Source organism: Dethiosulfovibrio peptidovorans DSM 11002 (genome assembly GCF_000172975.1).
Lineage (GTDB): Bacteria > Synergistota > Synergistia > Synergistales > Dethiosulfovibrionaceae > Dethiosulfovibrio > Dethiosulfovibrio peptidovorans.
Map to the genome: position 1 here is coordinate 907,000 of NZ_ABTR02000001.1, position 26,343 is coordinate 933,342.

Below are 26,343 nucleotides of genomic sequence, written 5' to 3' on the forward strand. Positions count from 1 at the left end.
TACTTGATCGATTGGAAGCCCCCGAGGAAAAACATCCTCGGGGGCTTCCAATCTTCTTTTATCGGCGAAAGCAATTATTACTCGAGCCTTTTTATACCGAAATCGCTCGGAGAAAACTTCGCCCCTCCAGCATCGTAAAGAAGCCAAGCGCTGACGGATTTATTCTGCTCTATGTACCTTTCGGCCTCTTCTCCCGTAAGTCCCAACTTCACACCTCCCATATTCTTCGCCAACTCGTCGAAACGAGGATCCTCGTACGCTTTTTCAAAAGCATCACGCAAAATTTTGACTCTGTCTTCCGGCGTACCTTTTCTGACGAAAGCGCCAAAAAAAGCACCCCATGGAAGATAGTTCCTATAATCATCGTAGAATTCGGTAACGGCAGGAACAGACTCCACGCTGGGAAGTCTCTTGGAGGAGATAACGGCCAAACCTTTCAAAGACCCTGACTTGATAAAGCTCTCTCCTGCGAGCAAGCCGACCACGACCGCATCTATGTGCCCTCCCATCAAAGCCGTTATACAGGGACCCTCCCCATCGAAACGAACTTTATTGAACGATTTTATCCCATGAATTTTCTCTATCATGGTGTTCGCAACGAAAGGCAATCCTCCAGGACCGGTAGAGCCCATCTTTATGCTCTTGCCGGAGAGGGCGGCATCTATGAAGTCCTCATAGCTCTGATATGGGGACTCCTGTCCCACCAGGACCACCCCGACATTTGCCATCATCAATAAAACGGGATCGAACTGATCGTAATCTATTTTCGACAATCCCGTCACCTTATAAAGATTGGGGTTTTCCGCTCCATAAAGGATACTGTATCCGTCGGCACGTTGATTAGCGACAAACGTAGTCGCCACGGCTCCGGTAGCTCCAGTACGATTTTGAAGAATGATCTTTTTATTCAGGTATTCCTCCGCTATGGGGGAAATAGCGCGGGCTACGTTGTCCATAGCGCCCCCGGCACCCCACATTATGTAGCCATGGAGGTTCTTTTCCGGGTAGGCGGACAAACCGACCCGAGCGTTCACGACCAAAAACAAAAACGCTAAGAAAATCCTTTTCTTCATAGGGAAACCTCCTCCGATTACTCAGAAAATATTACCTGTACTCGATGTCCGGAATAAAAACCGGACATCGAGTAATTAAATCATTTTTATTTTTTAGCTGACTCGCTAGCCTTAATTATGGAGTCGACAACACCGTCTCCCACGTTCTTACGGATCATGTTCTCGACCGTAGCGGCTGCCTTCTTCAGCTCCGCCTTGAGCTCGGCGTTCGGGGTCTCGACGTTCATGCCAACCTTCTCGAGAGAGGCCAGCATCTCGTCGTTCTTGGACTTGGCCAGGTCGAAGAGAAAGTCGGAGGCCTCTTTCATGCTCTCGTCGATGATGGCCTTGTAGTCGTCGGGCATGCCGTCGTAAATATCCTTGTTCATCGTGATGCTGAGAATGAACGCTATATGATTGGTGTTCGTAAGATATTTCTGCACTTCGTAGAACTTGCTGGCCCATATCACCTCATAGGGATTTTCCTGAGCGTCCACCAATCTCTGCTGAAGAGCCACGTAAAGCTCGGCGAAGTTGAGAGGGGTGGGATTGGCCCCGAGAGCCTTCCAGAAGGCCATGTGATACTCGTTTTCCATGGTCCGTATCTTGAGTCCCTTGAAATCGTCTATTTTTTTCAGCGCCTTGCTGCTGGTGGTCTCTCTGTAATAGATGGGTTCGAACAGGAGCAGTTTGAGTCCGGCCTTCTCGTACCATTCATCCAACTCGGCCCTGAAGGGACCGGTGAAGGTCTTTCTGGCCACGTCCAGATCGTCGAACAACATGGGGATATCGAAGACGGCCAGCTCGGGAATGAAGGCAACCTGGGGTGCGGTGGTCTGGGAAACCATGGAGATATCGCCGAATTGACAGCCTTCCAGGATTTCTCTGTCTCCACCAAGCTGATTGTCCAGATAGATATTAACGGTGATATTGCCTCCGGACTTGGCCTCGATCAGCTCTTTTATCTTCTCAGTAGCCAAAGCCCTAGGAGTTCCCCCGGTGGAAGGATAGGCTCCTGCCAATTGAAGGGTATATTTTTTCGCCGCCATGCTCTCGTCGACAAATCCGAAAAAAAACGTAAGAACCGCAACCAAACCCAGGAACACGAAACCGCGTTTACCGTTGATCATTTATTGCCCCTCCTTTGTTTTCGTCGATCATGAAAATATGCCCATAAACCTTCAGAACAAAACGATACAAAACGATACTCTAAAAAGACTTCTTCTCCCACCTCCAAACTATTTCAGCCTTGCGGCAACCATTATCCGAGCAGGATGAGGCTGAGCTGAGGAATGTAGGTTATCAACATAAGGGCGACTATGAAGGCCAGTATGAACGGTATGGCCTTTATTCCGACCTTCATGACCTGCTCTTTTATCAGAGGAGCGGCCACAAAGAGATCAACCCCGAAGGGGGGCGTCGCCATACCTATAGCCAAGGTAACCACCATGATGATGCCCAGATGTATCGGACTGACTCCCAGAGCGACAGCGGAGGTAAGCATCATGGGAGCCAGTATGGCTATGGCCGGTCCGACATCCATAAACATACCCAGGATTAGTAATATTACGTTGAGTGCGAAAAGGAATATGTACTTATTTCCGGCGAAGTTTGTAAGCACGAAGTCCCTCAGCACCACAGGAGCCTGCAACAAGGCCAGTACGCGACCAAAGACTATCGCCAGAGAAAGAAGGACCACTATAGGAGCGTAGGACTTGACGGTATCGGTCAATATATCTCCGAGAGAGCCAAAAGTCAGACTTCTGTATATGAAGATGCAAACGATAAGGGCATAGAACACCGAGACAGCAGCCGCTTCCGTCGGGGTGACGATGCCTCCGTAGATACCTCCAAGTATGATCACCGGAGCCAGAAGAGCCCAAAAGCTCTCCTTGAAAAGCACCCATAGACCGCACGATCTGAGGCTCCTGACCTTAAGGGATATTTTTTCCCTGTCCTCGCCGTGGATCTTAGCGTAGATGTAAGCATATACCATAAGGCTTAATCCTATTAAAATACCCGGGATTATCCCGGCGATGAATAGACTGCCGATGGACACCCCGGTAACGACACCGTAGGTGACAAAGGGGATACTTGGAGGAATTATGACTCCCAGGCTACCGGCTGTCGCTATGAGAGCGGCACTGTAGACCTTGTCGTATCCCAGGGAAGTCAGAAACGGGATGGCCATTCCCCCTACAGCCGCAGTAGTCGCAACGCCGGAACCCGAGATGGCCCCGTAGAAAAGACAGGTGACGATGGCGGTCATGGGAATCCCCGCCGGGAAATCCCCTATGAAATATGCGAAGAAGTTGAACAGTCTCTCGGAGATTTTTCCTTTGGTCATTATATTTCCGGAGAGTATGAAAAGTGGAATGGCAAGCATGGGAGTGCTGTCGAGGGCGCTGACCACGCTGCGAACTACGTACTGTACGTTGGCGGTGAAGGCCGAGTCCAGCAGGGAGGGAAGAATGGTGGAGAAGCCGAGGGCCACCGCTATGGGTATCCCCAGGATAAGGCCCCCTAGAAGGATGAGAATCATGGATAAAATCATGTCTAAAGCTCCGCCTTTCCGCTCGAATCCTTAAAATCGGCTCTGAGACGCTGAACCGCTCTGAAGGTGGCGAGGAAAAAACCCAAGATGGCGGCCAGATAGATCCATCCCATGTGGACCTTGAGAGCCGGGCTGGTCTGACTGCTCCTCATCACCCTCTGGACCGCCGGCACGGCAGATATGGACAGGTAGCCGAAGAAAGCCACCACGGTCAGATTTCCCAGATTGGTCATCAGGTTTCTGAGAGGTCTGGGAAGGGCCTCTATCAGGGTATCGACTCTCAGTATGTTTCTCTCTTTGATGCTGTAACCGATGCTTATCAGGGCGGACCATATGAAGGCGTAACGAGAGGCCTCCTCAGCCCAGGAAAGCGAATTATTGAACACGTATCTCATGATCACCTGTAGCATCATGACACCGGCGATCACAACCAGGAGCCCGCTCAAAACGTACTCCTCCAGGTGATCGTTAAGCCATCGGATTATCTTCACCTACATCACCTCCGCTGGGGAATCGATCGACGATAGTGACGATCGTCCCGGAAAAGACGCTTCGCCAAAATGACCGCCGCCAAATCACGCTATCTTCAGAGTTGCACAGACTTTCCCTCTTCATCGGAAAGATAGGCTCCATAGATCACTTCCGTTACTTGTTTGGCCAAATCGAAGTCGGAGAGAGGTTTTCTTCCAGTTGACACACATTCCATAAAATCCTGGAATTGACCGACATAACCTCTCAGGATACCTTCCGCTACAAATGGATTCTGCCAACCAACTTTGGAAGGCAACAGTTCGGATATATAGACATCCTCAAGTCCATCTTCGTCCAACATGTAGCTCGCGAGGTTATTAGAAGGGGTTATCTTGCAATCCAAAACCGCATCGTTAGAGTAAACTTCGATGTAATTTTTGGTTCCACCAAGCATGACATCCCCTGCAATAATCAGAGCCTTTGTACCGTCGGTAAATGTAATTATCAACGATGCGAAGTCTTCGACGTCTTCCGGCCTCACGTCGATGTGTCTGTGTTCATAGTCGCTAAGAGAGGGGGTCATCCTAGCAGTATCGCATATTACGCTTTTAACGCCTATCTTTTCGCCCCTAGCCTGGGCTTGCTCTCGCTTAAGCCATAAGATACCTCCAATAGGGTGACAACCGACACGAATCAGAGATCCTCCACCTGTTTTGTTCCATAAACCAGCAACCGGCGACGTCGATCCCTTTAGGCTCTCCTCTCCCTTCATAAACAGTATCTTGCTTTTCTTCGCACGTATTATCTCGGCAGCTTTCAACACATTCGGAGAATAGATATAGTTCTCGGCATACATGAAGAGGTTATTGCTAGACTTAACCGTTTCCTCGATTTCTGCAAGTTCCTTTCGAACTTCCCGAAACATCACGGATTTGGGTACGGTATCACCTACGGAGGAAACGGCTCCTTCTTTTCCGAAATAGCCGGTTAGAGGTTTTTCGCATATTACGTGCTTCCCCGCTCTCAATATCTCCGAAACCATGGAAGAGTGCAAAAAAGGAGGCGTACATATATGAACGACATCTATCTCCTTGTCATCCAAAATTCGTCTGTAATCGTCATAGTAGCTTCGGAAACCATATGTATCAGCGACCTTCCGAGCTTTTTCAATGTCGATATCGGCTATAGCTCTCATATCGATAGAACATCCAGCCACCTGAGCCACATACTTACAGTGAAGATGAGATGCAAACCCGCTCCCTATTATCCCGATAGATATCTTCTTCATAAAATCACCCCAAATTATCTATCTCTAAAAACCAGAGACCCTAAGCATGGAGCTGTCTCCGGGATGACCGACGTATTCCTCCACCTTCCGTGCCACGGTCAACACCTTATCCAGATCGAAACCGGTGCGGACACCCATGGTCTCCAGCATATTGACCACGTCCTCGGTGGCGACGTTTCCGGAGGCTCCCGGGGCAAAGGGACAGCCCCCCAGACCGGCGAAGGATGCGTCGAAATGGGACACACCTGCGGTCATCGCAGCGTAGATGTTGGCCAGCGCCATACCCCTGGTGTTGTGGGGATGGAGCGTCCAGGTAACGTCGGGATAACGGCGGATCAGGTCGGTCATGTATTCGTAGACCTGGCCGGGATGGGCCATTCCGGTGGTGTCGGACATGGATATCTCCCTTATCCCCAGGTCCAGATAGGCGTCCACTATGGGGTATATCTCCTCCAGAGGTATGATCCCCTCGTCGGTGTATCCGAAGGCGGTGGAGATGGCTCCGCTGAGCTCCCTCCCTCTGTCGGAACAGAAGGCGGCGCATTTTCCGAAACCGGTTATGACCTCTTCCGGCGTGGCGTTGCTGTTTTGCCTCGAGTGGGTTCGACTGGCCGAGACGCTCACCTTGACCTTGGTAACCCCGGCCTCGCAGGCCCTCTCGACTCCCTTGAAGTTGAGGGCCAGACCTCTGTACTCGACTCCGTCGATCTTCCTGAGCCTTTTGACTACCTCGTCGGTATCGGCCATGGAGGGAACCGCCTTGGGATGGACGAAGGACCCGACCTCGATGCTCTTGGCCCCGGCGTCGATTATTCCCTCTATCAGGGCCAGCTTGTTCTCCACGGACAGAAGGGTGCTCTCGTTCTGAAGTCCGTCCCTGGGGCCTACCTCGCAGATGACGACCTCGCGGGGAAGAGATGGAGAGGACATGGCTATCCCTCTTTTCTGGTCAGATGCTCCAACATGGTCTTGGTCATGATCTCCACGTCGGGCTCCTTTCCACCGGTCCAGCGGCGGAAGGCCTCCGCGCCCTGCCAGATGGTCATCCAGTATCCCATCAGGGTCCTGGCTCCTTTGGCCTCGGCTTCACGGAGCATCTTTGTATCGTGAGGAACGTAGACGAGATCGCACACCATGTGACGGCTTTCCAGATAGGAGGTGTCGAAGACCGTGGCGTCGGTGTTGGGGGCCATCCCGACGGAAGTTCCGTTTATGACCAGCTCGTTTTCCTTGAGAAGGTTCGGTATATCCCCCGCCTCGGTGGACTGCACCTTACAGACCCCGACCCGATAGGAGTTCAGGTCGCTGGCCAGCTTCTGAATTTTCTCGTATCCCGACGCTCTTCCCCAAAGGGTTATGGAGCTGATCCCGGCAGCGCAAAGGGCGAAGGCAACTCCTCTAGCGGCTCCTCCGGCTCCGAAGAGAAGGCAGTGTTTGCCGGTGGGATCGTATCTTCCCTGTTCCTTCAGCCCGTGGACGAATCCGACTCCGTCGGTGTTGGATCCACATAGCTTGCCGTCCTTCCAATAGACGGTGTTGACGGCGTTACAGAGAGAGGCGATCTCGTCCAGCTCGTCAAGGTATTTTATTATCTCCTGCTTGAGAGGCATGGTGACGTTGAGCCCCTTGAAACGCATGGCTCCCAGCGCCGGAACAACCTTTGGAAGTTCCTCCGCGGTCACCTCGTAGGGGGTGTACACTGCGTTCATTCCCAGGGATTTGAAGTTGGAATTGTGCATGGCCGGAGAAAGCGATTTTCTTACCGGGCTACCCAGAAGGCCGAAGAACTCCGTGTCGGCCCAGAAAGTCTTTTCTTTAAGCATGATAGCAACACCCTTCTTTAGTTATATTTTATACAAAATCAATCTAACAACGACACCTCTTGAGCCGACATCGTTTTCTTACAACGCCAATTTCTCCACCAAGAAGTCTGGGATATCACCAGGTAGACGATACAAAGGGTGAGAAATAGAGAGAGAGGATTTCTGACGAAATCCATGAAAAAAGGAAGGAGTTCTTCTCCCACGGATTGCATCGCCCTTCTGTAATTCGAGTCCAGCAAAGGGCCTAGAATTATCCCCAGCACCATAGGCGCCGTACTGTAATCGTAGGCTCTCATGAAATATCCCAAAACACCGAAACCTATCATCCAAAAAACGTCAACCAGACTGTTCTGTATGGAATAGGTCCCTATTATCGACAGGATAACCACCACCGGTAGAATTATCCTTTTGGGTACCTCTATGATTTTGCTGAACATCTTGACGCTCATAAGTCCTATTACGAGTAGAGCTATGTTTCCCATCAAGAGCAGCGATATTATCGTCCAAAATATGTCCGGATTTTCTATCATGAGCATCGGTCCAGGCTTCAAACCGTGAATGAAAAGAGCTCCTATTATGATGGCGGTGACGGCATCACCGGGTATTCCCAAGGTCAACATAGGAATGAAAGCCCCGCCGATAGCCCCCTTGTTCGCCGATTCAGGGGCGATTACCCCCTCTATAGCTCCTTCTCCAAAAGGACATTCAGGATTTTTAACCGATCGCTTGGCCTGATCGTAGGCAAGCAACGCTGCCACGTCCCCACCCGTTCCCGGAAGAGCCCCTATCCAGACCCCTAACAGACCGGATCTTAGAGCAAGAGGAAGGTGTTTAAAGAAAGTCTTGAGATCAGGGACAATTTTATCGAGCCTCTGCTTTACCGCCGTCTTATGAGGGTCTCTCAGCTGAAACAAGACCTCCGAAACTCCGAAAAGGCCTATCATGGCCGTGACGAAATTGATACCTGCCATCAGGTAAACGTTGCCAAACGTATATCTCAGTTCGCCGGTAGAGGGATCCATCCCTACCATACTGAGAAGAACCCCAACTGCCCCGGCCAGAACCCCTTTGACCGGATCACCGCTGCCGATGCTTCCGATAAGAAGAAGCCCCATTAGAGCCAACAGGAAGTAGTCTCTGGGAGCCACTTTCAAGGCGAAGCTTGCTACCAAGGGGGCTGCCACCGCAAGAATGGCGATACCCAAAAGGCCTCCGAATATAGACACCGTGGTCACCAATCCGATAGTTCGGCCCGCCTCGCCCTTCTTGGCCAGAGGGTGTCCGTCGAAGCCTGCCGCTATCGCCGCTGGTGCCCCGGGAATATTTAGGAGAATAGACGTAATGGCTCCTCCGTAGACACCGCCGACGAAAACTCCGCATATCAACGCCAATGCGCTGTTAAGCTGCCAGGGGAAGGTAAAGGAAATCAGAAGGGCGCTGGCCATTGTGACGGACAGACCGGGGACAGCCCCGACCCACACTCCCGCCATCACGCCTATCCAGACCAGGGCTATCATCTGCGGATTCAGAAAAGGCGCTATAAAACCGTGCAGTTGTTCCATTTGTTTCTCTCCTTCTCTAAGTCAGTTAAACGACGACAGGTCGAGGCCGCTAAGGCAACATAACCTGAAAAACATACTTGAACACTCCTACCAGAACGACCACGGTCCCCAACGATATAGCGGAGCAAAGACCTATCTTTTTCCAATGGTGCAGATACAGTAGGGAAAGAAAAAGAAACAGAAATGATGCCAGTGGGAAATGCAATATCGGAAGAAAAAACGAATAAAGAGCCAACAACACAAGAACGAAAAGTATCTCCCGGGTGAACAGGAAGGAGAAGAGATTACCAGCATTCACACCCTTCCCCTGTTTTCTAGATCCCTTCCAAAGTTCGATGGTCCCCATCAGCATTATCACCGAGGAAGCTATCTTGGGAGCTACCGAAGGAGAAGAATACTTACCGCTGGTCATATCCAAGGCGAAATAGAATCCGAGAGCCCCGAAAAGGATAAACAAAAAGGCGAAACCTATCTCTCCGGGTCTTCTTTCGTTTGAATTGGACTGTTCCTGCATGGAATTTAAAAACTCCTTTCCGATGTAGCTGTCCCCTCGAAAAAAGGAGACAGCTACGCTACATAATCGATTAAATTATGGCTTCGGTATACCCAGTTCGGCGGGAGACACCTTTGTAACTCCGGCCTCCTCCAAAAGCCAGGTAACGTTAGACTGATTTTTTTTGAGGAATTTATCCGCTTCCTCGCCGGAAAGGGCAAGTTGGATCCCGTTAAGCCTCTTGATGAACTCTACGAATGCAGGATCTTTAACAGCCTTCATATAAGCCGCTTTCAACTCGTCCACTATGGGCTGAGGGGTTCCCTTTTTGACGAAAGCGCCGTAGAAGTGACCTATCGGCAGATATTTGGAGAACTCGGGATAGATCTCGGTTATAGCAGGGACATCCGGTAACTGCTCTACCCTCTCGTCGTTTATGACCGCAAGAGCACGAAGCTTTCCGGTCTTTATAAGATCCACCGTGCCCGCTCCCATCATGCTGATAGGCATGGCCTCGACGTGACCGCCGAGCAACGCCGCCATTCCGGAACCGTCGCCGTCGAATCCGACCAGGTTGAACTCGACGTCCTTCATAGCTCTAAGCATGGAGGCTATGACGAATGGAATCCCGCCGGTACCGGTGGAAGCCATCTTTATCTTTCCCTCGTTTTCCTTGGCCGCTTCGATAAGATCCTGAAGGGTCTGATACGGAGTATTGGGGTTGACGCATATGACATCCACACCGAAGACCATAAGACAGAGGGTATCGAAGTCGTTGTAATCGTATTTGCCCAATCCCAATACCTTGTAAAGCGCCGGACCTTCCGCATTGTAGAGAATGGAATAGCCATCCGCCGGCATATTGGCCACCAGGGTCGTAGCCAAAGCTCCGGCCGCCCCCGGTTTGTTCTGAAGTATGATCTTTCCACCTATGATCTTCTCCACTAGAGGCGTCAGAGCTCTGGAAGCGTTGTCCGTACCTCCACCGGCACCCCAAGAGATATATCCGTTGATGTTCTTATCCGGGTAATCGGCAAAAGCTGGTGCAACCAAGAACACCCCAAGGCTGCAAAAAACCGTCATAAGCGCAAGCAAACGTCTCATGATTAATGTCCTCCGATTCATTTTCATATTCTCTTACTGAAAAGGATACGCATAATGCTATCAACAGGAAAAAGTTACGTCTTACCTCACTTTGCCGTTTTACTGCGGTTTCTTTTTCGAGGGATCGAAGAACTCCCCGAAGAGTATCGCTTCGTCGGGCTGGTCCTTCATTATGGGACGAGCCACCCAGGTACTCTGCATATAGTGCTTCAGTGAGATGTTTTCCGACACCATGTTGCCGCCCCATACGCCGCATCCCATACTGGAGGTCATGGGCATGCCGTTCTCGGCACTGCCGGCGTTGGCCTTGGACTGAGGCTGACGGACCATTATGCGGGTGACGGGAGCCCTCAGGGCAAGACGGTCGATATGGTCGTCGTCGTGGCTGTAGATCCCGCAGGAATGGCCTCTGCCTCCGACCTTGTAGATCTCGTCCATCATCTTCAGGGCGTTCTCGAACTCGCCTTCGTAACGATGCAATGTCAGCAGGGTGGTAAGCTTCTCTCCGGAGAACTTATGCTCCTTGCCGATTCCGTCGCCGACGACCATTATGAACTTGCGGTCCTCCGGGATCTCGAAACCGGCGGCCTTGGCCAGCTTCTGAGGAGCCACGGCGACGGTCGCTACTATGCGGTGGCCTTCCTCGTCCCACATGGCCTTCTTCAGCATCTCCCTCTGCTCGTCGGTGGCCAGATAGCCCCCTTCTTTCTTCAGGGCCTCTACCATGGCGTCGTATATCCCGCCGTAGATAACCAGGTTCCCGTCGGCGGAACATCCGGAGCCGAAATCGGATGTCTTGCTGATCCTGGTGTTCCTGGCGGCTATCTCGACGTCGGTTGTCTCGTCGAAGATCATGGTGGCGTTTCCGGCGCCGGAACAGTAGGCTGGCTTGCCCGAGCTGTGGGCAGCCTTGGTCATGGCGGGGCCTCCCGTAGCCATTATAAGATCCCCCATGGTCATGATCTTGTTCACCATGGCCATGTTGGGAGACTCGACGCACTGGAGGAAGTCCTCCGGCTCGCCTATGGCCTTGAGGGCCTCTCTCATCAGACGGACGACCTCGAAGGTGGTTTTCTTGGTTCTGGGATGGGGCGAGAATATGACCACATCTCTGGCCTTGAGAGCGTAGATTGCGGTAACGATAGGGGTGAGCTCCGGATTCGTCATGGGGATGAGGGACACTATCAATCCCGCCGGTTTAGCGTAGCGGGCCAGTCCCTTCTCGGGGTTGAACTCCACCATTCCAACGCTCTTCTGTCTCAGAGCGTCCCTTAGAACTCCTAGGATCTTGTGTCTCTTGCCGTAACGTCCGTTCCAGTCTCCCGCTCCGCTCTCCTCGACTCCCATCTTGCCGAGTCTGTCGAAGTTCTCCGGATTTCCCGCTGCCCAGGCGACGGCGCGGCACATGCGGTCGACCCTCTCCTGATCGTAGTTCTCTATAATTCCCTGGACCCGGCGGGCCTTCTCTACAAGTTTCTCCAGCACCTCGAGCTGTTCCGGAGTTATCTCTTTACTAGCCATAACAAATCTCTCCTTGCAATAGTAAATTTTTAATCTATAAAATTCCGTTTTCGACCATGTAGTCCTTGGCAGTAGACAGACAGCGCTTGGCGTGTTCCATCGATCCCCAGCTTCCCTCTCTCTTAAGATGGGGTAGCTCTATGGACAGGACCACGTCGTCCGGAAGACGGCGGACTATGTCGGCTATGTCGATGGCACCTTCGCCCACGTAGTAGCGTTCATCCCTTCCGGTGTGTATCAGGCTTTCCTTGTCGTCCCAGTCGGGGATCTCCGCCGGGCCGTCGCAGATATGGGCCATGTGGAATAGCTCCTTAGGGCAGTCGTCCAGCTCCGCCGGGTCCACCCTGGACCTGTACAGATGAAGGGTGTCTACCATGATCCCGGCGTTGTCCCTCTTGACCGTGTCTAGGACCTCTCTGGTCTCCTTAAGGGTGCGGATCGACGCCCAGGTGACGAACTCCAAATTCACCGTGATGCCGTATTGCTTGGCCAGATCGCACAGAGTGGCGAACTGATCCAGATAGAAGTCTTTTTTGTCGGTCCATATGCTGCTTATGACGTTCTTTACTCCCAGCTCCGCCGCGGCCTCGAAGGGGCCCTCGTAGTTTCGGACGTCAACTCCGTCGGCTATCTTGGCCAGCTCGATATCGTTTATGACCACCCCGGTCTCGTCCATAGCCCTGCGGGTCAGGTCGAACATCTCCCTGTTTCTGTAGATGTCGTAGTCGTTCTCGCCCTTGACCCCCATGGTTATGGACCTTATCCCGACGCAGTCGTAACCCAGGGTGTGGGCGTTGTAGATCATCTCGGGTGGAGCCCATCCGAGAACGGTAAGCTGAGCCAGAGAATACCTGTGTGCCATCTTCTTTTTTGCCTCCTCGACTAACGGTAAAGTAGATCGAAGGCCCCGCGCATCCGCTCCACCGGGATCTGTCCCGGGGCGGACTCGGCGCTTCCGACCGCGAATGTGAGGTCCGATCCGTAAAGCCCTCCAGCCAGACGGCTGACCTGTCCCAGAGCTCCCATGGACATGGTTATCAGGGGAACGTCGGGGAAGTCCCTGCGAACAGCCAGGGTGGCCTCGAACACCTTCAGAACGTCCTCCTCCGATCTCGGCATCAGTGCCACCTTGGCGACGTCGGCGCCGAAACGGATCTGGGTAGCCAACTGAGAGTAGATGAAGGAGAGAGAGGGGGTCCGGTCGAAGTCGTGATAGGAGACTATAAGTCCTATTCCCGCCTTCTCCGCCAGGGCCTTGACCTCCGAGAGCTTCTCGTAGCCGTAGGTGAGTTCCTTGTCCACCAGCTCGACCAGCCTCTCCGAGATCGCCCCTCTGTATATGCTGTCCTTGGCCGACTCGGACACCTCCTTGATACCGCCCTCCCAGTGTCCGCGACAGGTGAGGATGATGGGAAGATCTCCCACGGCGGAGCGTACCTTGCGAAGTAGGTCCATCGACGAGTCAAGATCCTCGACCACGTCCCAGGCGTCTATTCGCAGCTCTATGATGTCCGGGTTTATGGAGGAAAGGTTCTCCACCTCCGCCATGACGTCCTCCCCGGTCGAGCCGACCAGGGGGACGCATACCAGGGGAACCTCTCCGCCCAACAGGGCGTTTCGGACCTTCAAGGGCTTTCCGGGAAGAGGACGGACCATCATTCCCACACCCTTCCGGGTTTGCTGCCGCCTCTCTTGACGTAGATATCGTTTATATTCCAACATCCGGCTGTGACCACCGGGGCGTTCTCCATGCTGACGTCAATGAGATAGGGCTTGTTGGATGCCAGGGCCCTCTCCAGGGCGGGCTTGAAGTCCTCGGCAGACTCGACCTTCTCGCCCTCTACGCCGTAGGCTCTGGCTATGGCGGCGAAGTCGGGAGAGTAGGGCTCGCCTTCTCTGGTGAAAAGGGTTCCGAACTGGTGCTCGTAGTGCTGATATTCCAGTCCAGCTATGGTTCCGAAGGCGCAGTTGTTCATGACCACCCATACCACGGCTATGTTCTTCTCCGCAGCTGTGGCCAGAGGCGAAACGTTGGTCCCCATTCCTCCGTCGCCGATGAGAGCGACCACCTTCTTGTCCGGACAGGCCACCTTGACCCCCAAAGCGGCGGAGGGACCGTATCCCATGGTGCATAGCCCGCCGGGAGCCACGAAGGTTCCCGCCTCGTATATGGGGAACTGCTGGCCGACTCCGTTTTTGTTCCAGCCGACGTCGGCTACCACATAGCCGTCTTTGGGAAGGGCCTCACGAAGGTCTGCCAGGATTCTCTCCGGCCTCATGGGGAACTGTCCGGAGGTCTGAGCCTCCATCAGAGACGCCCGGTAGGCGTTCTTGGACTCGGAGATCGACTCGGCCAGTCCCGGTCTCTTCACTCCATCGGGATATATCCTCCTGGCTGCGTCGAGAATGGCTTCGAGGGCCTTCTTGGCGTCGCAGATGGCGCCTATCTCGGTCTTGTAGTTGCGTCCGATCTCTTCCTGGTTTATATCTATGTGGACGAGTTTCGTCGGAGGGATGTTGAATGTCTCGTCTCTGTACCAGGAGCTGCAATCGGCCTCGGAAAGGCGGGTACCGACCGCCATCATGACGTCGGCCTTCATCGCCATGGAGTTGTTGAACTCGGTTCCCCAGAAGCCGGTCATACCTACCGCCATGGGGTGATCGTCCGAGATGGATCCCTTGCCCATAAGGGTGTAGAGTACGGGAACGGTAAGATGCTCCGCCAGCTCGGTTAGGGCCCTTGAGGCCCCGCTGGATATTACCCCTCCGCCGGGGTAGAGTATGGGGTTCTTGGCTTCGCCCAACATGCGGGCTATCCTCTCGGCGTCGGAGACGTCCATCCCCGGCTTGGGCAGCTCGGGCATGTTGTCGTAGCGACGCTGGAAGAACTTAACGTCCAGCTCCATGGAGAAGATATCCATAGGTATCGACACCAGCACCGGACCGGGACGGCCTGTGACGGCAAGGCGGAAGGCCTTGTCCATTATCTCCGGCAGGAGCTCGGGGCGGTCGACCCTCCAGGCCCTCTTGACGAAGGGCTTGTATATTTCGAACTGGGTCGCGTCGCCGTGCATATTCACTTCCTGATGGGGATGACGACCGTAGTAGCTGCTGGGGACGTCTCCCGCTATGACGACCATGGGAATGGAGTTCAGCCCGGCCTCGGCCACCCCGGTGGTGGCGTTGGTCAGTCCAGGCCCGAGATGGGTCATGAGGACTCCCGGAACTCCCTTATTCTTGCCCCTGGAGTAACCGTCGGCGGCGTGGGCCGCTATCTGCTCGTGCCGAACCGAGATGTACTCGATCCGCTCGCTCTCCCTGAAAGCGTCCAGGAGACCTATGACCGTGTGGCCGCACAGGCCGAAGACCTTCTCCACCCCTCGGGACTCAAGAAAACGAACTAATTGAAAAGCTACCAAATCTCTGTTCAATGGGATCTCCTCCTGAACTTTGGTTACTTGCCGTACTTCCCGAACTAGAACCTCGTCGGGAAAATCGTGCGAAAGGGCTTTACATAGACTGAGATTCGCCCTAAAATCCCACCACATGGCAATAGATACTGCTCAATGGAATATACTTGAAACATACATCAGTCTTTTCTCCATGTCAAGGAATTCGCGCACTTTTTCAAAAGCTATCCGCTTGATCTTTCCGAAATCGACGTTTAGGATCGTAACGTTCCGGACAAAACGAGGCTAAGCACAGGAAAGAGCGGGATAAAGGTCATATGGGAGGGGTTTATCATAAAAGAAGGCAACGAAAAATCCGTAAGGGTTCTGGACAGGGCGATATCCATTCTGGACTGCTTCACCCTTGACGACACCCATTTAACGTTAAAGGAACTCTCGGAGAGGGTCGATCTCTCCACCAGCACCGTCTCCAGATTGCTCAATTCACTGGTCGCCCTTAAACTTCTCCATAGGAACGACAGGGATAAGTCCTACTGCCTGGGGCCGAAGCTCTACCATTACGGTTTTCTGGCCAAGGACAACATATCGGTGGTGAAACATGCCTACCCTCTGATGAAACGGATAAGGGACAAGACCAAGGAGGCTGTTACCCTCTACGTCCTGGAAAACGACTACAGGGTATGTTACGAACACGTGGAAAGCCTGCTATTCATGTCATGCGTGGTTAGGGTCGGAGACCGCTTCCCCCTCTGGGCCGGTGCCGGAGGAAAGTGCATCCTGGCCTATTCGGACGAAACCTATGTTCTGAATGAGATAGAGAAGGCCTACCCCATAACGGGAGCGACCATAACGGACCGGGAATCGTTTCTGTCGGAGCTGGCGTCCATAAGGGAAAGGGGTTACGCTATAAGCCACGGAGAGAGAGAGGAAGGGGTCATCTCCGTGGCGGTTCCAATATTCGAGCCACCCCACAGGATATTCGGCTGCCTTTCCGTGGCGGCCCCAACAGTAAGGTTGGACGAGAAAGCCATAGAGGAGCTCATTCCGGAGCTCAAGGACATCTGCTCCAGGATATCCATGAACCTGGGCATATAGAATAGTCAAAAAGCGGAGGTCTCGTGATTTCATGAATCGTATCACCGACAAGAAGCACCTGATCCTGGCGGCCCTGCTGTTATTTCTTGGCTTCGTCGCCACCAGCGTCGCCAACTACACCGTATCTCTGTACTCATTGAGAAAGGAGATCGTCAACAACGACCTTCCCTTGACGGGAGATACTGTCTACTCGGAGATACGAAGAGACCTCCTGATACCCGTATTCATATCCTCCTCCATGGCCCACGACACCTTCGTGAGGGACTGGGTGCTGGACGGAGAGAGAGATCCCTACAGGATGACCCGCTACCTAAAGGAGATACAGATCAAGTTCGACGCCATAACCGCCTTTTTCGTCTCCAATAAAACGGAGATCTATTATCATGCCGACGGAATACTGAAGAGGGTATCTCCCGACGCAGAGAGAGACGTGTGGTTCTACAGGGTCAAGAAGATGGGGAACCCCTACGAGATAAACGTCGACATAGACATGGCCAACGACGACACCATGACGATATTCATAAACTACAAGGTCTTCGACTACGACGGCAATTTCATCGGAGCCACGGGAATAGGCCTGACGGTCAACGCTGTGACCAAGCTGATAGCCCAGTACAGAGAGAGGTACGACCGGGAGATCTACTTCACCGATGGAGAGGGGACCATAACCCTACGTGCTTCGGACGACGGAACCGACGGCAGAAAGACCCTGTTCGACCGTCTGGAGAGGAACGAAATGGCCAGGGAGATCCTGTCCAGAAGGGAAGACGTTCCCATCTCCAGGACCTTCGATCGGAAGGGGCACACCATTCACCTGGACAGCCGCTACATCCCCGAGTTCGACTGGTATCTGTTCGTAGAGCAGAACGAAGACGACGTAACGAAAGCAATAAGGCACACCCTGGCCATAAACATCTTGGTAGGAGGGCTCATAACCCTCGTCGTAACCTCCCTGGTCGCCCTGATAGTCAGAAACTACGAGCGGAGGGTCGAGAGGCTGGCCTCGGTGGACGAGCTGACCGGCATGTGGAACCGCCGGGCATTCGACCTGGCTTTCGCTCATCTTCTGGAAAAATTCGAAGGCCAGTGTTCCGTGACCATGATGGACATAGACCACTTCAAACACGTCAACGACACCTACGGTCACCTGATGGGAGACAGGGTTCTGGGACACGTGTGCGACGTGGTGACTAAAGCCATAGGGCCGGACGATGTCTGCGGACGTTGGGGCGGAGAGGAATTCATCGTCCTTCTCAAGGGCAGAAAAAAGGGAGACGCCGTCAAGACCGCGGAGAAGATCCGCCGGGCCGTCGAGGCGTCCCCCTACGAGGACGGAGACGTTGTCTTACCGATCACGGTCAGCCTGGGAGTGGCGGAGCACCACCCCGGAGAGTCCAGAGAGACCACCATCGCCAGGGCGGATCAGGCTCTCTACAGGGCCAAGGAATCGGGACGGAACAGGACGGAGTCGGCCTAGGCCTCTCCGTGGTGGAGCCTGTGCATGTCCCTCACTATGAGTGACAGGTTGTGGGCGTGATCCCCTATCCTCTCGAAATTGCTGAGAATATCTATGAAGACCACTCCGGCGGAGGGGGAGCAGGTTCCCTCGTTCAGACGGTGTATGTGGCTCTTGCGGAGCCTCTGCTCCATCTCGTCGATCTCCTCCTCCAGGACCTCGGCCACCTCGTTGGCCTTGGCCAGGTCCTCCTTCTCTATGGCCTCCAGGCTGAGGGAGAGGGAGCGTCTCACCAGATCGTACATCTGCTCGAACTCGGCCATTCCAGTCTCGGAGAAGAACAGTTTGTGCTCTCTCTTGTACTCGTACATCTCGATGAGATTCTGTGCGTGGTCGCCTATCCTCTCTATATCCCCCAGGCCGTTGACGTAGGAGGACAGCACCTGGGACAGGTCGCTGGAGACGTGATGCTCCCAGAGCTCCGAGGCGTAGTTGGCGATCCTGTGGGTCATCTCGTTGACTATCTTCTCCGTCTGGTTGACCTGGTCTATCATCTTGGGATCGTCCTCCACGAAGGCCTTGTGGACGTCTCCCAGCATATCCAGGGCGATGTGTCCGAGCCGAAGGACTTCCTTTCGGACCGCGTCGGCCGCGGCAGCGGGAGCGGCGGATATGAGCTTAGAGTCCAGATAGAGCGGGCCCGATTCCATCTCCTTGGCGTCGGAGGGTATTATCCTCTTTATCAGGGCCACGAAGGGCGTGGTGAAGGGCAGGAATATCAGTGTGTTGGTGACGTTGAAAAGGGTGTGGGCGTTGGCTATCTGCCTTGCTATATCGTGGGAGGTGGACAGCACCACGTGCTTGAATAGAGGCATGGCGGCCAGGAAGATACACACCCCCAGCAGGTTGAACAGCACGTGAGACGCCGCCGCCTGTTTGGCCGAGCGGCTGGCGCCGAAGGATGCCAAGATGGCAGTTATGGTGGTTCCCAGATTGTCCCCCATAAGTATGGGAATCGCCGAATCCAGGGGAAGCAGACCCTGAACCGCCATTGCGATTGTCAGGCCGACGGTGGCGGAGCTGGACTGTACCAGCATGGTAAGCCCGGTACCGGCCAATATGCCGAGAAACGGGTTGTGTCCGAAGGCCAGAAATATGTCCTGACGGCCACGGAGAAATTTCATAGAGTCCTCCATGGTAGTCATGCCGAGAAAGAGCAGGCCGAACCCCACCAGACCGTTCCCCAGATACTTCTGCCTCTTGCTCTTTCCGAAAACCGCCAGAATCATACCGACTCCCACTATGGGAAGGGCGTAGTCCTTTATCTTGAAGGCTATGAGCTGGGCCGTAACGGTGGTGCCTACGTTGGCCCCCATTATCACCCCGACCGCCTGCTTCAAGGTCATCAGACCGGCCTGAACGAAGCTGACCGCCATGACGGTGGTTCCACTGCTGCTCTGGATAAGGACCGTCACCAAAGCTCCTATTATGACACCCTTGACAGGAGTGCTAGTCAAGGAGGCTATAAGCTGTCTGAGTCTGTCGCCCGCCAGATCCTGAAGGGCGTCGCTCATCAGCTTTATGCCGTAGAGAAACAGTCCTATTCCTCCCAGAATCTGGAAAAAATTCGCCGTACTCACGTCTACCAATCCCCCGATTGAAATAATTACGACACAAAAAAACCCAGCATATTCTAAGGGAAAATCCCCTAAAGCGATACAAAAAAACTCGGTTTAGCTATTTTCGAGATATAATGGCTCTCCGTGAGGCAAAGAGAAAGGCACCACGGATCAAAGGAGCTGACAAAAGATGAAAAAATACGACTTCGACGAAATCATAGAACGACGGGGCACCGACTGCGAGAAATGGGACGGCCTCGAGGACACCTTCGGCAGCAGGGATCTCACCCCTCTTTGGGTTGCGGACATGGACTTCAAGGCCCCTTCGGAGATAATAGACGCCCTCAGAGACCGGGTGGAACACGGCATATTCGGCTACACCCGCTATCCCGACAGCTGGTACGACGCCTTCAGAGACTGGGTCGGCAAGAGACACGGCTGGGAGATAGAGAAAGACTGGATAACCCATTCTCCCGGAATCGTCACCGCCATGGGCCTTTCCCTGATGGCCTTCACCGAGCCGGGCGACAAGGTCGTTATCCAGCCCCCAGTGTACCATCACTTCGAGGAGGAAATACGGCTCAACGCCAGGACCCCCCTGACCAGTCCGCTTAAATACGAAAACGGCCGCTTCACCATGGATCTGGAGGACCTGGAGAAGAAGCTCGACGGGGCGAGGATGATGATCCTGTGCAACCCCCACAATCCGGCGGGCAGGGTCTGGACCGAGGAGGAGCTCAGAGCAGTGGCGGATCTCTGCGTCGAACACGACGTCGTGCTTGTGAGCGACGAGATCCACTGCGACGTGATCTACAAAGGCCATGTCCACCGTCCGATAGCTACCGTCTCCCCTGAGATAAAGGAAAAATGCGCCGTCTTCATGGCTCCCAGCAAAACCTTCAACATAGCGGGCTTCAAGGCCTCGGCCGTGGTCATCCCGAACGAGAAGCTGAGGGAGAAGTTCAACTCGGTACTGGATTCGGTCCACGTCGGGGGCGGATCCTGCATGTCCATACCGGCCTTCGAGGCGGCCTACAGACACGGCGGTCCCTGGCTGGACGAACTGCTCGACTACCTGGAGGGCAGCCTGGACATGATAGAGGAATTCCTCACCAGGGAGATCCCCTCCGTCAAGCTGGTGCGTCCCGAGGGAACCTACGTGCCTCTGGTGGACTTCAGAGCCCTGAGCATGTCTCCGGAGGAGCTGCACGAGTTTCTCATTAACGCCGGGGTGGCCATGAACAGCGGGGCCATGTTCGGCAAGGGGGGAGAGGGCTTCGCCAGGTTGAATATCGCCACTCCGAGGTCCATACTGCAAGAGGGGCTGAAAAAGATAGCCTCGGCAGTTAGGTCGTTGAGCTAGAAGGAATCCGATCGATAAGGGGAAAGGGGAGTCGGGCGGTGACCAGCCACACCATAGTGATTTGCATGGGCAGTTCCTGCTTCTCCAGAGGAAATCAAGAAAACCTCCAGGAGATAAAGACCTTTCTGAAGGACAACGACCTGGAAGACCAGGTCCTGCTGAAGGGCAGCAGATGCGAGGGAGAATGCCTTAAAGGCCCCAACATAACCGTGGACGGAAGGCTTTTCAACGGGGTTAAGAGGGAAAATATCCTTTCCATCCTGGAGGAGACCCTTCTAGGAGGATCTAAACCATGACCCCTGTAGCCGCGGATCCCAAAACTTTCCCCATATACACGGTCAAAAACGACTGCCAGGACTGCTACAAGTGCGTCCGGGCCTGTCCGGTAAAGGCAATAAAGATCGAGAACGGACACGCCCAGGAGATATCGGACCACTGCGTCCTCTGCGGAAGATGCGTCGAGATATGCCCGGTAGGGGCGAAGAGGATAAGGGACGACAGGCCAGAGGCGGAGAGGCTTCTGAGATCGGGAAAACCGGTGTACGTTTCCATAGCTCCATCCTGGGTGGGCGAGTTTCCCGACGTGTCTCCGGGAAAGATGATCCGTGCCCTGAAGGCCCTGGGTTTCGCAGAGATCGGGGAGACCGCCCTGGGAGCCCAGGAAGTGACGGCCTCTCTGGCGGAGTTTCTCAGGGACGCCGGACCGGGGTTGTATCTGTCCACCGCCTGCCCCAGCGCGGTGGAGTACGTCAGACGGTATCTTCCCCACCTTACAAAATGCCTCACCCCGGTGCTGTCGCCCCTTCTGGCCCACTGCAAGCTGATCCGGCAGGCCGCCGGACCGGACGCCCCTATAGTGTTCTTCGGTCCCTGTATAGCCAAGAAGGTCGAGGCCGACGGTCACGGCGACATTCTGGCCTGCTCCCTGACGTTCAAGGACCTGAGGTCCTGGCTGGAGGAGAAGGGCATAGACCTGGATCGCATCGAGGACGGGCCGGAGGAATTCTTCCCGATCAAGGCCGACGAGGGGACCCACTATCCTATAGAGGGCGGAATGATAGAGACCATAAAGGCATCGGGAGAGTTTCCCGATGTCCGTTTCCTGACCATATCCGGGATGAACTCCCTTCAGAGGGCTCTGGACAAGGTAGATCCCAGGGGCTTTTCCGTTCCGGTTTTCATGGAGTGTCTGGCCTGTCCGGGAGGGTGCATCAACGGCCCGGGCTCTCAGAAAAGCCATTCCAGCCTGTCTAGATGGATGAACGTCAAGGACTTCGCCGGACCTCTGGAGAAGGCCCCTACCCGCATGGTCTCGGTGCCGGTGGACGAGCCCTACCTACCTCAGGGATCGGACGAGGGAAACGTGACGGAGGAACAGATAAAGCTGGCCCTCAGGATGATAGGCAAGACCTCCGAGGAGGACGAGCTGAACTGCGGCGGCTGCGGTTACGACACCTGCCGTGCCATGGCGAAGGCCCTGGTGCTGGGACGGGCGGAGGTCACCATGTGCGTTTCCTACATGAGGAAGAAGGCCCAGAAGAAGGCCAACGCCCTCCTCAGGAGCATGCCCTCCGGCGTCGTCATAGTTGACCACGATCTGAGCATAGTGGAGTGCAACGAGAGGTTCGCCAACCTGATGGGCCCCGAGACGGAAAGCCTTTACGACCTTTCCGACGGCCTCAAGGGAGCGAGACTGGCCCGGATAGCCCCGGCCTTCGCCCATCTGGTCGAGGGAGTGCTGGACACCGACGAGGACGTCCACTACGACCATTTCAGGGCCGGGGAAAAACTCTTCGAGATAACGGTATTCTCCATAGAGCCTCATCTGACGGTGGGAGCGGTGATACTGGACGTCACCCGCCGAGAGATACGAAGAGACCAGATAGCCCACAGGGCCAACGAGGTCATAAGGAAGAACCTGGCGACCGTGCAGGAGATAGCCTGCCGCCTGGGAGAGCACATGGCGGACACCGAGATACTTCTCAGGGACATCGCCGAGGGTTACGGATCGGAGAGCGACCCGGACCCTAAATCCAGGGGGCGAACCTCTTGAACGGGCCTCTCTTTCTGGAGGTGGACGTGGCACAGAGGGCCAAGGAGGGGCAGTGTATCTGCGGAGACTCCTTTCTAAGCCACCGCATGGCCGATAAAAACCGGGTGCTATCGGTGCTCTCGGACGGACTGGGCAGCGGGGTGAAGGCAAACATACTTTCCTCCATGACGGCCACTATGGCCCTCCGCTTCGCCGCCAGCGACATGGACTTCCTCCACTCGGCGGAGATAATGATGGAGGCCCTTCCGATCTGCCAGGTCAGGAAGATAAGCTACGCCACCTTCACCGTGGTGGACAGCGTCCTGAAGGGATGGACCAGGATGATAGAGATGGACAACCCGTCCTCCATAGTGATCCGGGACGGCGAGGTCCTTCCCCTGTCGTACCGGGAGGTCGAGTCTCCGAGGTGGAACGACAGGAAGATAAGGATGTCCGAGATACTGACCAAGCCGGAGGACCGCATAATAATCATGTCCGACGGCATAACCCAGTCCGGAATGGGCACCTACTCCCACCCCCTGGGCTGGGGAGAGGAGGGGTGTCGCTCCTTCGTGCTGAAGACGGTAAGGCGAAGACCGGACATATCCGCCGGAGATCTGGCGGTCAGAGTCATGGAGGAGGCCATCTCCAAGGAGCCGTCCAGGAGAAGCGGCGACGACATGACCTGCGCCGTGATGTACTTTCGAAGGCCCAGAAATCTCATCCTGCTTACGGGGCCTCCCTTCTCGAAGGACAGAGACGGAGAGTACGCCGCCGCGTTGAAGGATTTCGAGGGAACCAAGGTGATATGCGGCGGAACCACGGCGGAGATAGTGGGCCGCAGGCTGGGCAAGTCCATAGAGACCGACCTCGAGAGCTGGTCCCCCGGAGTTCCGCCCCGGTCCTCCATGGAGGGAGTGGACCTCATAACCGAGGGAATACTCACACTGACCGAGGCCAAGAAGATACTGGAGAGCCAGAGAGGCCTGAGGGAAACCAACCCCGCGGCCGAACTAGCCAGGCTGCTGCTGGACAACGACGTAATAAACTTCGTGGTGGGAACCAGGATAAACGAAGCCCACCAGGATCCCACCCTGCCGGTGGAGATAGAGATAAGACGCAACATAGTAAAGGCCATGGCGACGGTGCTGGAGGAGAAACACCTCAAGGAGGTCTCCATAAGATACTTTTGACGAAACCCGTTTTCTGAACTGAAAAAAAGAACGAATTGAAGACTGGAGGGCTCTTTTTCGAAAGAGCCCTCTTAACTTTCTGAAATATTAGCCTTCGGAGCTTTGTTTCACCCCTTGGATCTGGTACAATATTTTATGTGAAACTCTGAAGTATCTTTATCATCAGAAAGGGGAGAGAGTAAACTTGAGGAAATTATTTGTTCTCTGTATGGCCGTCGCTCTTTGCTGCACAATGGCAGCCGGAGCCATGGCGGAGGAAACAGTCAAGATAGGGTATCTGGCAGCTCTGACCGGCGACTGGGCAGCATACGGTCAGACCGAGAAGAACACGGCGCAGTTGGCCGTAGACGAGATCAACGCCAAGGGCGGTATCGACGGCAGGAAGGTCGAGCTGGTCGTCTACGATTTCAGAGGTCGTCAGGAAGACGCGGTCAACGCGGTCCGTCGTCTTCTCGAGGAAGACAAGGTATCGGCCATAGTCGGAGCCAACGCCAGCGGCATAAACATAGCCACGGCGGCTCTGGTCAACAGGGCCGAGGTTCCCCAGATCGGCACCGTCTCCACCAACCCGATGGTAACTGTCGACAGAAAGGGCAAGGTTCGCCCCTACAGCTTCAGAATATGCTTCACCGACCCCTACCAGGGCAAGCTCATAGCCTGGTTCGCCGCCAAGGAACTCGGCAAGACCAAGGCCGCGGTGCTCTACGACATAGCCAGCGACTACGCCCAGGGACTTCGGGAGTTCTTCATAAAGAGCTTCGAGGAGTACGGAGGAGAGACCGTCGCTGACGAGGCATTCAAGGGCGCTCAGGACGTGGACTTCCGGGCCCAGCTCACAAAGATCCGCGAGGCCGGAGCCGACGTACTCGTCCTTCCCAACATGGGCAAGGAGATGGCCCTCATAATGAAGCAGGCCAGAGAGCTCGGCATGGACGACCTGGTATTCGTCGGCGGCGACGGCTACGCCGAGTTCATGTGGGAGATCGCCGGCAAGTCGATGGAGAACTCCTACTGGATCAACCACGTCTCCCCCAGCGACCCCAACATGGCCAAGTTCTTCGAGGACTACGAGGCCAAGTACAACGACGAGTGCAAAGAGTTCGTCAACGGCATCCTCGGATACGACGCCATGTATTGGCTCTTCGACGCCATCGACAGAGCCGACTCGACCGATTCGGTGAAGATAGCCCAGGCCCTGGCCGATACCAAGGACCTACAGCTTCACCATGCCACCATCACTATGGACGAGTTCCACAACCCCCTCAACAAGGACGGCATAGTCCTGATAGCCAAGGACGGCAAGGGACAGTTCTTCAAGAAGATCAAGCCCGAATAAAAACGGCGAAATAAGCTTATCCCGAGGCGGGTGTGCCGGGAGCACACCCGCTTTTTCATAAAGACCTCACGAGAGGAGGCTGGGAATGTGGCAACGCTGATACAACAGATAATCAACGGTCTTTCCCTGGGCTCCATCTACGCCCTCATAGCCGTCGGCTATTCTCTGGTTTATTCCATACTTATGTTTTCCAACTTCGCCCACGGCGGTTTTCTTATCATAGGTGGCTATCTCTGTTATTTCGCCCTGAACTCGGCGGGGTTCAACATCTGGGTAGCCGGATTCGGAGCCCTAATAGGAGCGGGGTTCGCCGCCGTAGCGACCGAGAGACTGACCTATAAACCCATAAGGGAGAGGACCTCGGTCACCCTTTATCTTCTTATAGCCTCGATGGGCATGAACATAGTCATCGAAAACATATTCGTAATAGTAGCGGGAGGACGGTTCAGAGCCCTGCCGCCTGTCATACCGACGACTCCGGTTCACCTCTTCGGAAACGCCACCACCAGCGCACTGGACCTGATATCGCTGGTGACGGCATTCGTCTTTCTGGGGGGGCTTCAGCTCTTCCTCACCAAGACGAAGTGGGGACTGGCGATCAGGGCGGCGGCCTGCGACCTAAGGGTAGCGGGATTGATGGGGGTCAACACCAGCAAGCTGATCTCCATAGTGTTCTTCGTCGCCGGGCTTCTGGCGGCTGTGGGAGGAATATTCCTCTCCGTCCGCTACACTCTGTACCCCCAGCTGGGAATGATCACCATAAAGGCCTTCGTGGCGGCGGTCATAGGCGGTCTTGGATCCCTTCCCGGAGCCGTCGTCGGCAGCCTGATCCTGGGGCTTTCGGAGATGCTCACGGCTGGTTTTCTGTCCAGTCAGCTCAGAGACCTAGTGGTATTCTCGCTGCTTGTCATAACCCTCATAGTCCGTCCGACCGGCCTCTTCGGCAAAGACGTCAAGGAGAAGGTGTAGCC

At 54.6% G+C, this 26,343-nt stretch carries 23 protein-coding genes; 8 read left to right on the top strand and 15 right to left on the bottom strand.

Translation table 11 applies throughout. The annotated features are described in order from the left end of the window. Positions 1-77: 77 nt before the first annotated feature. The 14 genes from DPEP_RS04420 to DPEP_RS04485 form a co-directional block, all read right to left on the bottom strand. On the bottom strand, positions 78-1,073 hold the full coding sequence (locus DPEP_RS04420; protein WP_005659950.1) for a Bug family tripartite tricarboxylate transporter substrate binding protein: 996 nt from the start codon (positions 1,071-1,073) through the stop codon (positions 78-80). Positions 1,074-1,159: 86 nt separating this feature from the next. Beyond that, positions 1,160-2,182: a TRAP transporter substrate-binding protein gene (locus tag DPEP_RS04425; protein WP_005659952.1), complete on the bottom strand. Its 1,023-nt coding sequence runs from the start codon at positions 2,180-2,182 to the stop codon at positions 1,160-1,162. A 131-nt stretch (positions 2,183-2,313) separates the two neighbouring features. Further along, positions 2,314-3,606 (bottom strand): TRAP transporter large permease, encoded by a 1,293-nt coding sequence (locus tag DPEP_RS04430; protein WP_005659953.1) that lies wholly within the window; start codon positions 3,604-3,606, stop codon positions 2,314-2,316. Positions 3,607-3,608: 2 nt separating this feature from the next. After that, positions 3,609-4,097: a TRAP transporter small permease gene (locus tag DPEP_RS04435; protein ID WP_005659955.1), complete on the bottom strand. Its 489-nt coding sequence runs from the start codon at positions 4,095-4,097 to the stop codon at positions 3,609-3,611. Positions 4,098-4,192: 95 nt separating this feature from the next. Then, positions 4,193-5,365, bottom strand: a complete 1,173-nt coding sequence (locus DPEP_RS04440) for a Gfo/Idh/MocA family protein (RefSeq protein WP_005659956.1) — start codon at positions 5,363-5,365, stop codon at positions 4,193-4,195. A gap of 24 nt (positions 5,366-5,389) precedes the next feature. Further along, positions 5,390-6,295 carry a hydroxymethylglutaryl-CoA lyase gene (locus DPEP_RS04445; RefSeq protein WP_005659958.1) on the bottom strand — a complete coding sequence of 302 codons (906 nt, stop codon included), beginning with the start codon at positions 6,293-6,295 and terminating at the stop codon, positions 5,390-5,392. A 2-nt stretch (positions 6,296-6,297) separates the two neighbouring features. Beyond that, complete coding sequence (locus tag DPEP_RS04450; RefSeq protein WP_005659960.1) at positions 6,298-7,188, bottom strand: shikimate dehydrogenase; 891 nt, start codon at positions 7,186-7,188, stop codon at positions 6,298-6,300. Positions 7,189-7,226: 38 nt separating this feature from the next. Next, the gene (locus DPEP_RS04455) at positions 7,227-8,750 is read right to left on the bottom strand and encodes a tripartite tricarboxylate transporter permease (protein ID WP_005659962.1); all 1,524 of its coding nucleotides are present in this window, start codon (positions 8,748-8,750) and stop codon (positions 7,227-7,229) included. Between the two features lie 49 nt (positions 8,751-8,799). After that, positions 8,800-9,264, bottom strand: a complete 465-nt coding sequence (locus DPEP_RS04460; protein WP_005659964.1) for a tripartite tricarboxylate transporter TctB family protein — start codon at positions 9,262-9,264, stop codon at positions 8,800-8,802. Positions 9,265-9,339: 75 nt separating this feature from the next. Next, positions 9,340-10,347: a Bug family tripartite tricarboxylate transporter substrate binding protein gene (locus DPEP_RS04465; RefSeq protein WP_005659965.1), complete on the bottom strand. Its 1,008-nt coding sequence runs from the start codon at positions 10,345-10,347 to the stop codon at positions 9,340-9,342. 99 nt (positions 10,348-10,446) lie between these two features. Next, positions 10,447-11,868 carry an aldehyde dehydrogenase family protein gene (locus DPEP_RS04470; protein ID WP_005659967.1) on the bottom strand — a complete coding sequence of 474 codons (1,422 nt, stop codon included), beginning with the start codon at positions 11,866-11,868 and terminating at the stop codon, positions 10,447-10,449. 34 nt (positions 11,869-11,902) lie between these two features. Then, a complete protein-coding gene (locus DPEP_RS04475; RefSeq protein ID WP_005659969.1) occupies positions 11,903-12,730 on the bottom strand; it encodes a sugar phosphate isomerase/epimerase family protein in 828 nt (275 codons plus the stop codon). Between the two features lie 20 nt (positions 12,731-12,750). Then, entirely contained in the window at positions 12,751-13,527 is a 777-nt protein-coding gene (aroD, locus tag DPEP_RS04480; RefSeq protein WP_005659971.1) for a type I 3-dehydroquinate dehydratase, read from the bottom strand. Further along, positions 13,524-15,299, bottom strand: a complete 1,776-nt coding sequence (locus DPEP_RS04485) for a thiamine pyrophosphate-binding protein (protein ID WP_005659972.1) — start codon at positions 15,297-15,299, stop codon at positions 13,524-13,526. The genes aroD and DPEP_RS04485 overlap by 4 nt, the downstream gene beginning before the upstream one ends. Before the next feature lie 345 nt (positions 15,300-15,644). On the opposite strand from DPEP_RS04485, the gene DPEP_RS04490 reads away from it, so the two are divergent. Then, on the top strand, positions 15,645-16,373 hold the full coding sequence (locus DPEP_RS04490) for an IclR family transcriptional regulator domain-containing protein (RefSeq protein WP_338033400.1): 729 nt from the start codon (positions 15,645-15,647) through the stop codon (positions 16,371-16,373). Positions 16,374-16,404: 31 nt separating this feature from the next. Continuing rightward, the gene (locus tag DPEP_RS04495; RefSeq protein WP_005659975.1) at positions 16,405-17,850 is read left to right on the top strand and encodes a sensor domain-containing diguanylate cyclase; all 1,446 of its coding nucleotides are present in this window, start codon (positions 16,405-16,407) and stop codon (positions 17,848-17,850) included. Here the strand turns inward: DPEP_RS04495 and DPEP_RS04500 are convergent. Next, complete coding sequence (locus DPEP_RS04500; protein WP_005659977.1) at positions 17,847-19,469, bottom strand: Na/Pi cotransporter family protein; 1,623 nt, start codon at positions 19,467-19,469, stop codon at positions 17,847-17,849. The two genes, DPEP_RS04495 and DPEP_RS04500, sit on opposite strands and share 4 nt — an antisense overlap. Before the next feature lie 169 nt (positions 19,470-19,638). On the opposite strand from DPEP_RS04500, the gene DPEP_RS04505 reads away from it, so the two are divergent. The 6 genes from DPEP_RS04505 to DPEP_RS04530 all read left to right on the top strand — a co-directional run bounded on the left by DPEP_RS04505 (position 19,639) and on the right by DPEP_RS04530 (position 26,341). Next, positions 19,639-20,811: a MalY/PatB family protein gene (locus DPEP_RS04505; protein WP_005659979.1), complete on the top strand. Its 1,173-nt coding sequence runs from the start codon at positions 19,639-19,641 to the stop codon at positions 20,809-20,811. Positions 20,812-20,849: 38 nt separating this feature from the next. Next, positions 20,850-21,107, top strand: a complete 258-nt coding sequence (locus tag DPEP_RS04510) for a (2Fe-2S) ferredoxin domain-containing protein (RefSeq protein WP_005659981.1) — start codon at positions 20,850-20,852, stop codon at positions 21,105-21,107. Continuing rightward, positions 21,104-22,864, top strand: a complete 1,761-nt coding sequence (locus DPEP_RS04515; protein ID WP_005659983.1) for a [Fe-Fe] hydrogenase large subunit C-terminal domain-containing protein — start codon at positions 21,104-21,106, stop codon at positions 22,862-22,864. Before DPEP_RS04510 ends, DPEP_RS04515 begins: the two co-directional genes overlap by 4 nt. After that, complete coding sequence (locus tag DPEP_RS04520; protein ID WP_005659985.1) at positions 22,861-24,036, top strand: SpoIIE family protein phosphatase; 1,176 nt, start codon at positions 22,861-22,863, stop codon at positions 24,034-24,036. The genes DPEP_RS04515 and DPEP_RS04520 overlap by 4 nt, the downstream gene beginning before the upstream one ends. A 184-nt stretch (positions 24,037-24,220) precedes the next feature. After that, positions 24,221-25,372 (top strand): ABC transporter substrate-binding protein, encoded by a 1,152-nt coding sequence (locus DPEP_RS04525; RefSeq protein WP_005659987.1) that lies wholly within the window; start codon positions 24,221-24,223, stop codon positions 25,370-25,372. Between the two features lie 87 nt (positions 25,373-25,459). After that, a complete protein-coding gene (locus DPEP_RS04530; RefSeq protein ID WP_005659989.1) occupies positions 25,460-26,341 on the top strand; it encodes a branched-chain amino acid ABC transporter permease in 882 nt (293 codons plus the stop codon). Positions 26,342-26,343 lie beyond the last annotated feature (2 nt).

Bases quoted from the DNA above. Each gene is read 5' to 3' on its own strand.
- DPEP_RS04420 (WP_005659950.1), bottom strand. From the start codon at position 1,073: ATGAAGAAAAGGATTTTCTTAGCGTTTTTGTTTTTGGTCGTGAACGCT.
- DPEP_RS04425 (WP_005659952.1), bottom strand. From the start codon at position 2,182: ATGATCAACGGTAAACGCGGTTTCGTGTTCCTGGGTTTGGTTGCGGTT.
- DPEP_RS04430 (WP_005659953.1), bottom strand. From the start codon at position 3,606: ATGATTTTATCCATGATTCTCATCCTTCTAGGGGGCCTTATCCTGGGG.
- DPEP_RS04440 (WP_005659956.1), bottom strand. From the start codon at position 5,365: ATGAAGAAGATATCTATCGGGATAATAGGGAGCGGGTTTGCATCTCAT.
- DPEP_RS04445 (WP_005659958.1), bottom strand. From the start codon at position 6,295: ATGTCCTCTCCATCTCTTCCCCGCGAGGTCGTCATCTGCGAGGTAGGC.
- DPEP_RS04450 (WP_005659960.1), bottom strand. From the start codon at position 7,188: ATGCTTAAAGAAAAGACTTTCTGGGCCGACACGGAGTTCTTCGGCCTT.
- DPEP_RS04455 (WP_005659962.1), bottom strand. From the start codon at position 8,750: ATGGAACAACTGCACGGTTTTATAGCGCCTTTTCTGAATCCGCAGATG.
- DPEP_RS04460 (WP_005659964.1), bottom strand. From the start codon at position 9,264: ATGCAGGAACAGTCCAATTCAAACGAAAGAAGACCCGGAGAGATAGGT.
- DPEP_RS04465 (WP_005659965.1), bottom strand. From the start codon at position 10,347: ATGAGACGTTTGCTTGCGCTTATGACGGTTTTTTGCAGCCTTGGGGTG.
- DPEP_RS04470 (WP_005659967.1), bottom strand. From the start codon at position 11,868: ATGGCTAGTAAAGAGATAACTCCGGAACAGCTCGAGGTGCTGGAGAAA.
- DPEP_RS04475 (WP_005659969.1), bottom strand. From the start codon at position 12,730: ATGGCACACAGGTATTCTCTGGCTCAGCTTACCGTTCTCGGATGGGCT.
- aroD (WP_005659971.1), bottom strand. From the start codon at position 13,527: ATGATGGTCCGTCCTCTTCCCGGAAAGCCCTTGAAGGTCCGAAACGCC.
- DPEP_RS04495 (WP_005659975.1), top strand. From the start codon at position 16,405: ATGAATCGTATCACCGACAAGAAGCACCTGATCCTGGCGGCCCTGCTG.
- DPEP_RS04505 (WP_005659979.1), top strand. From the start codon at position 19,639: ATGAAAAAATACGACTTCGACGAAATCATAGAACGACGGGGCACCGAC.
- DPEP_RS04515 (WP_005659983.1), top strand. From the start codon at position 21,104: ATGACCCCTGTAGCCGCGGATCCCAAAACTTTCCCCATATACACGGTC.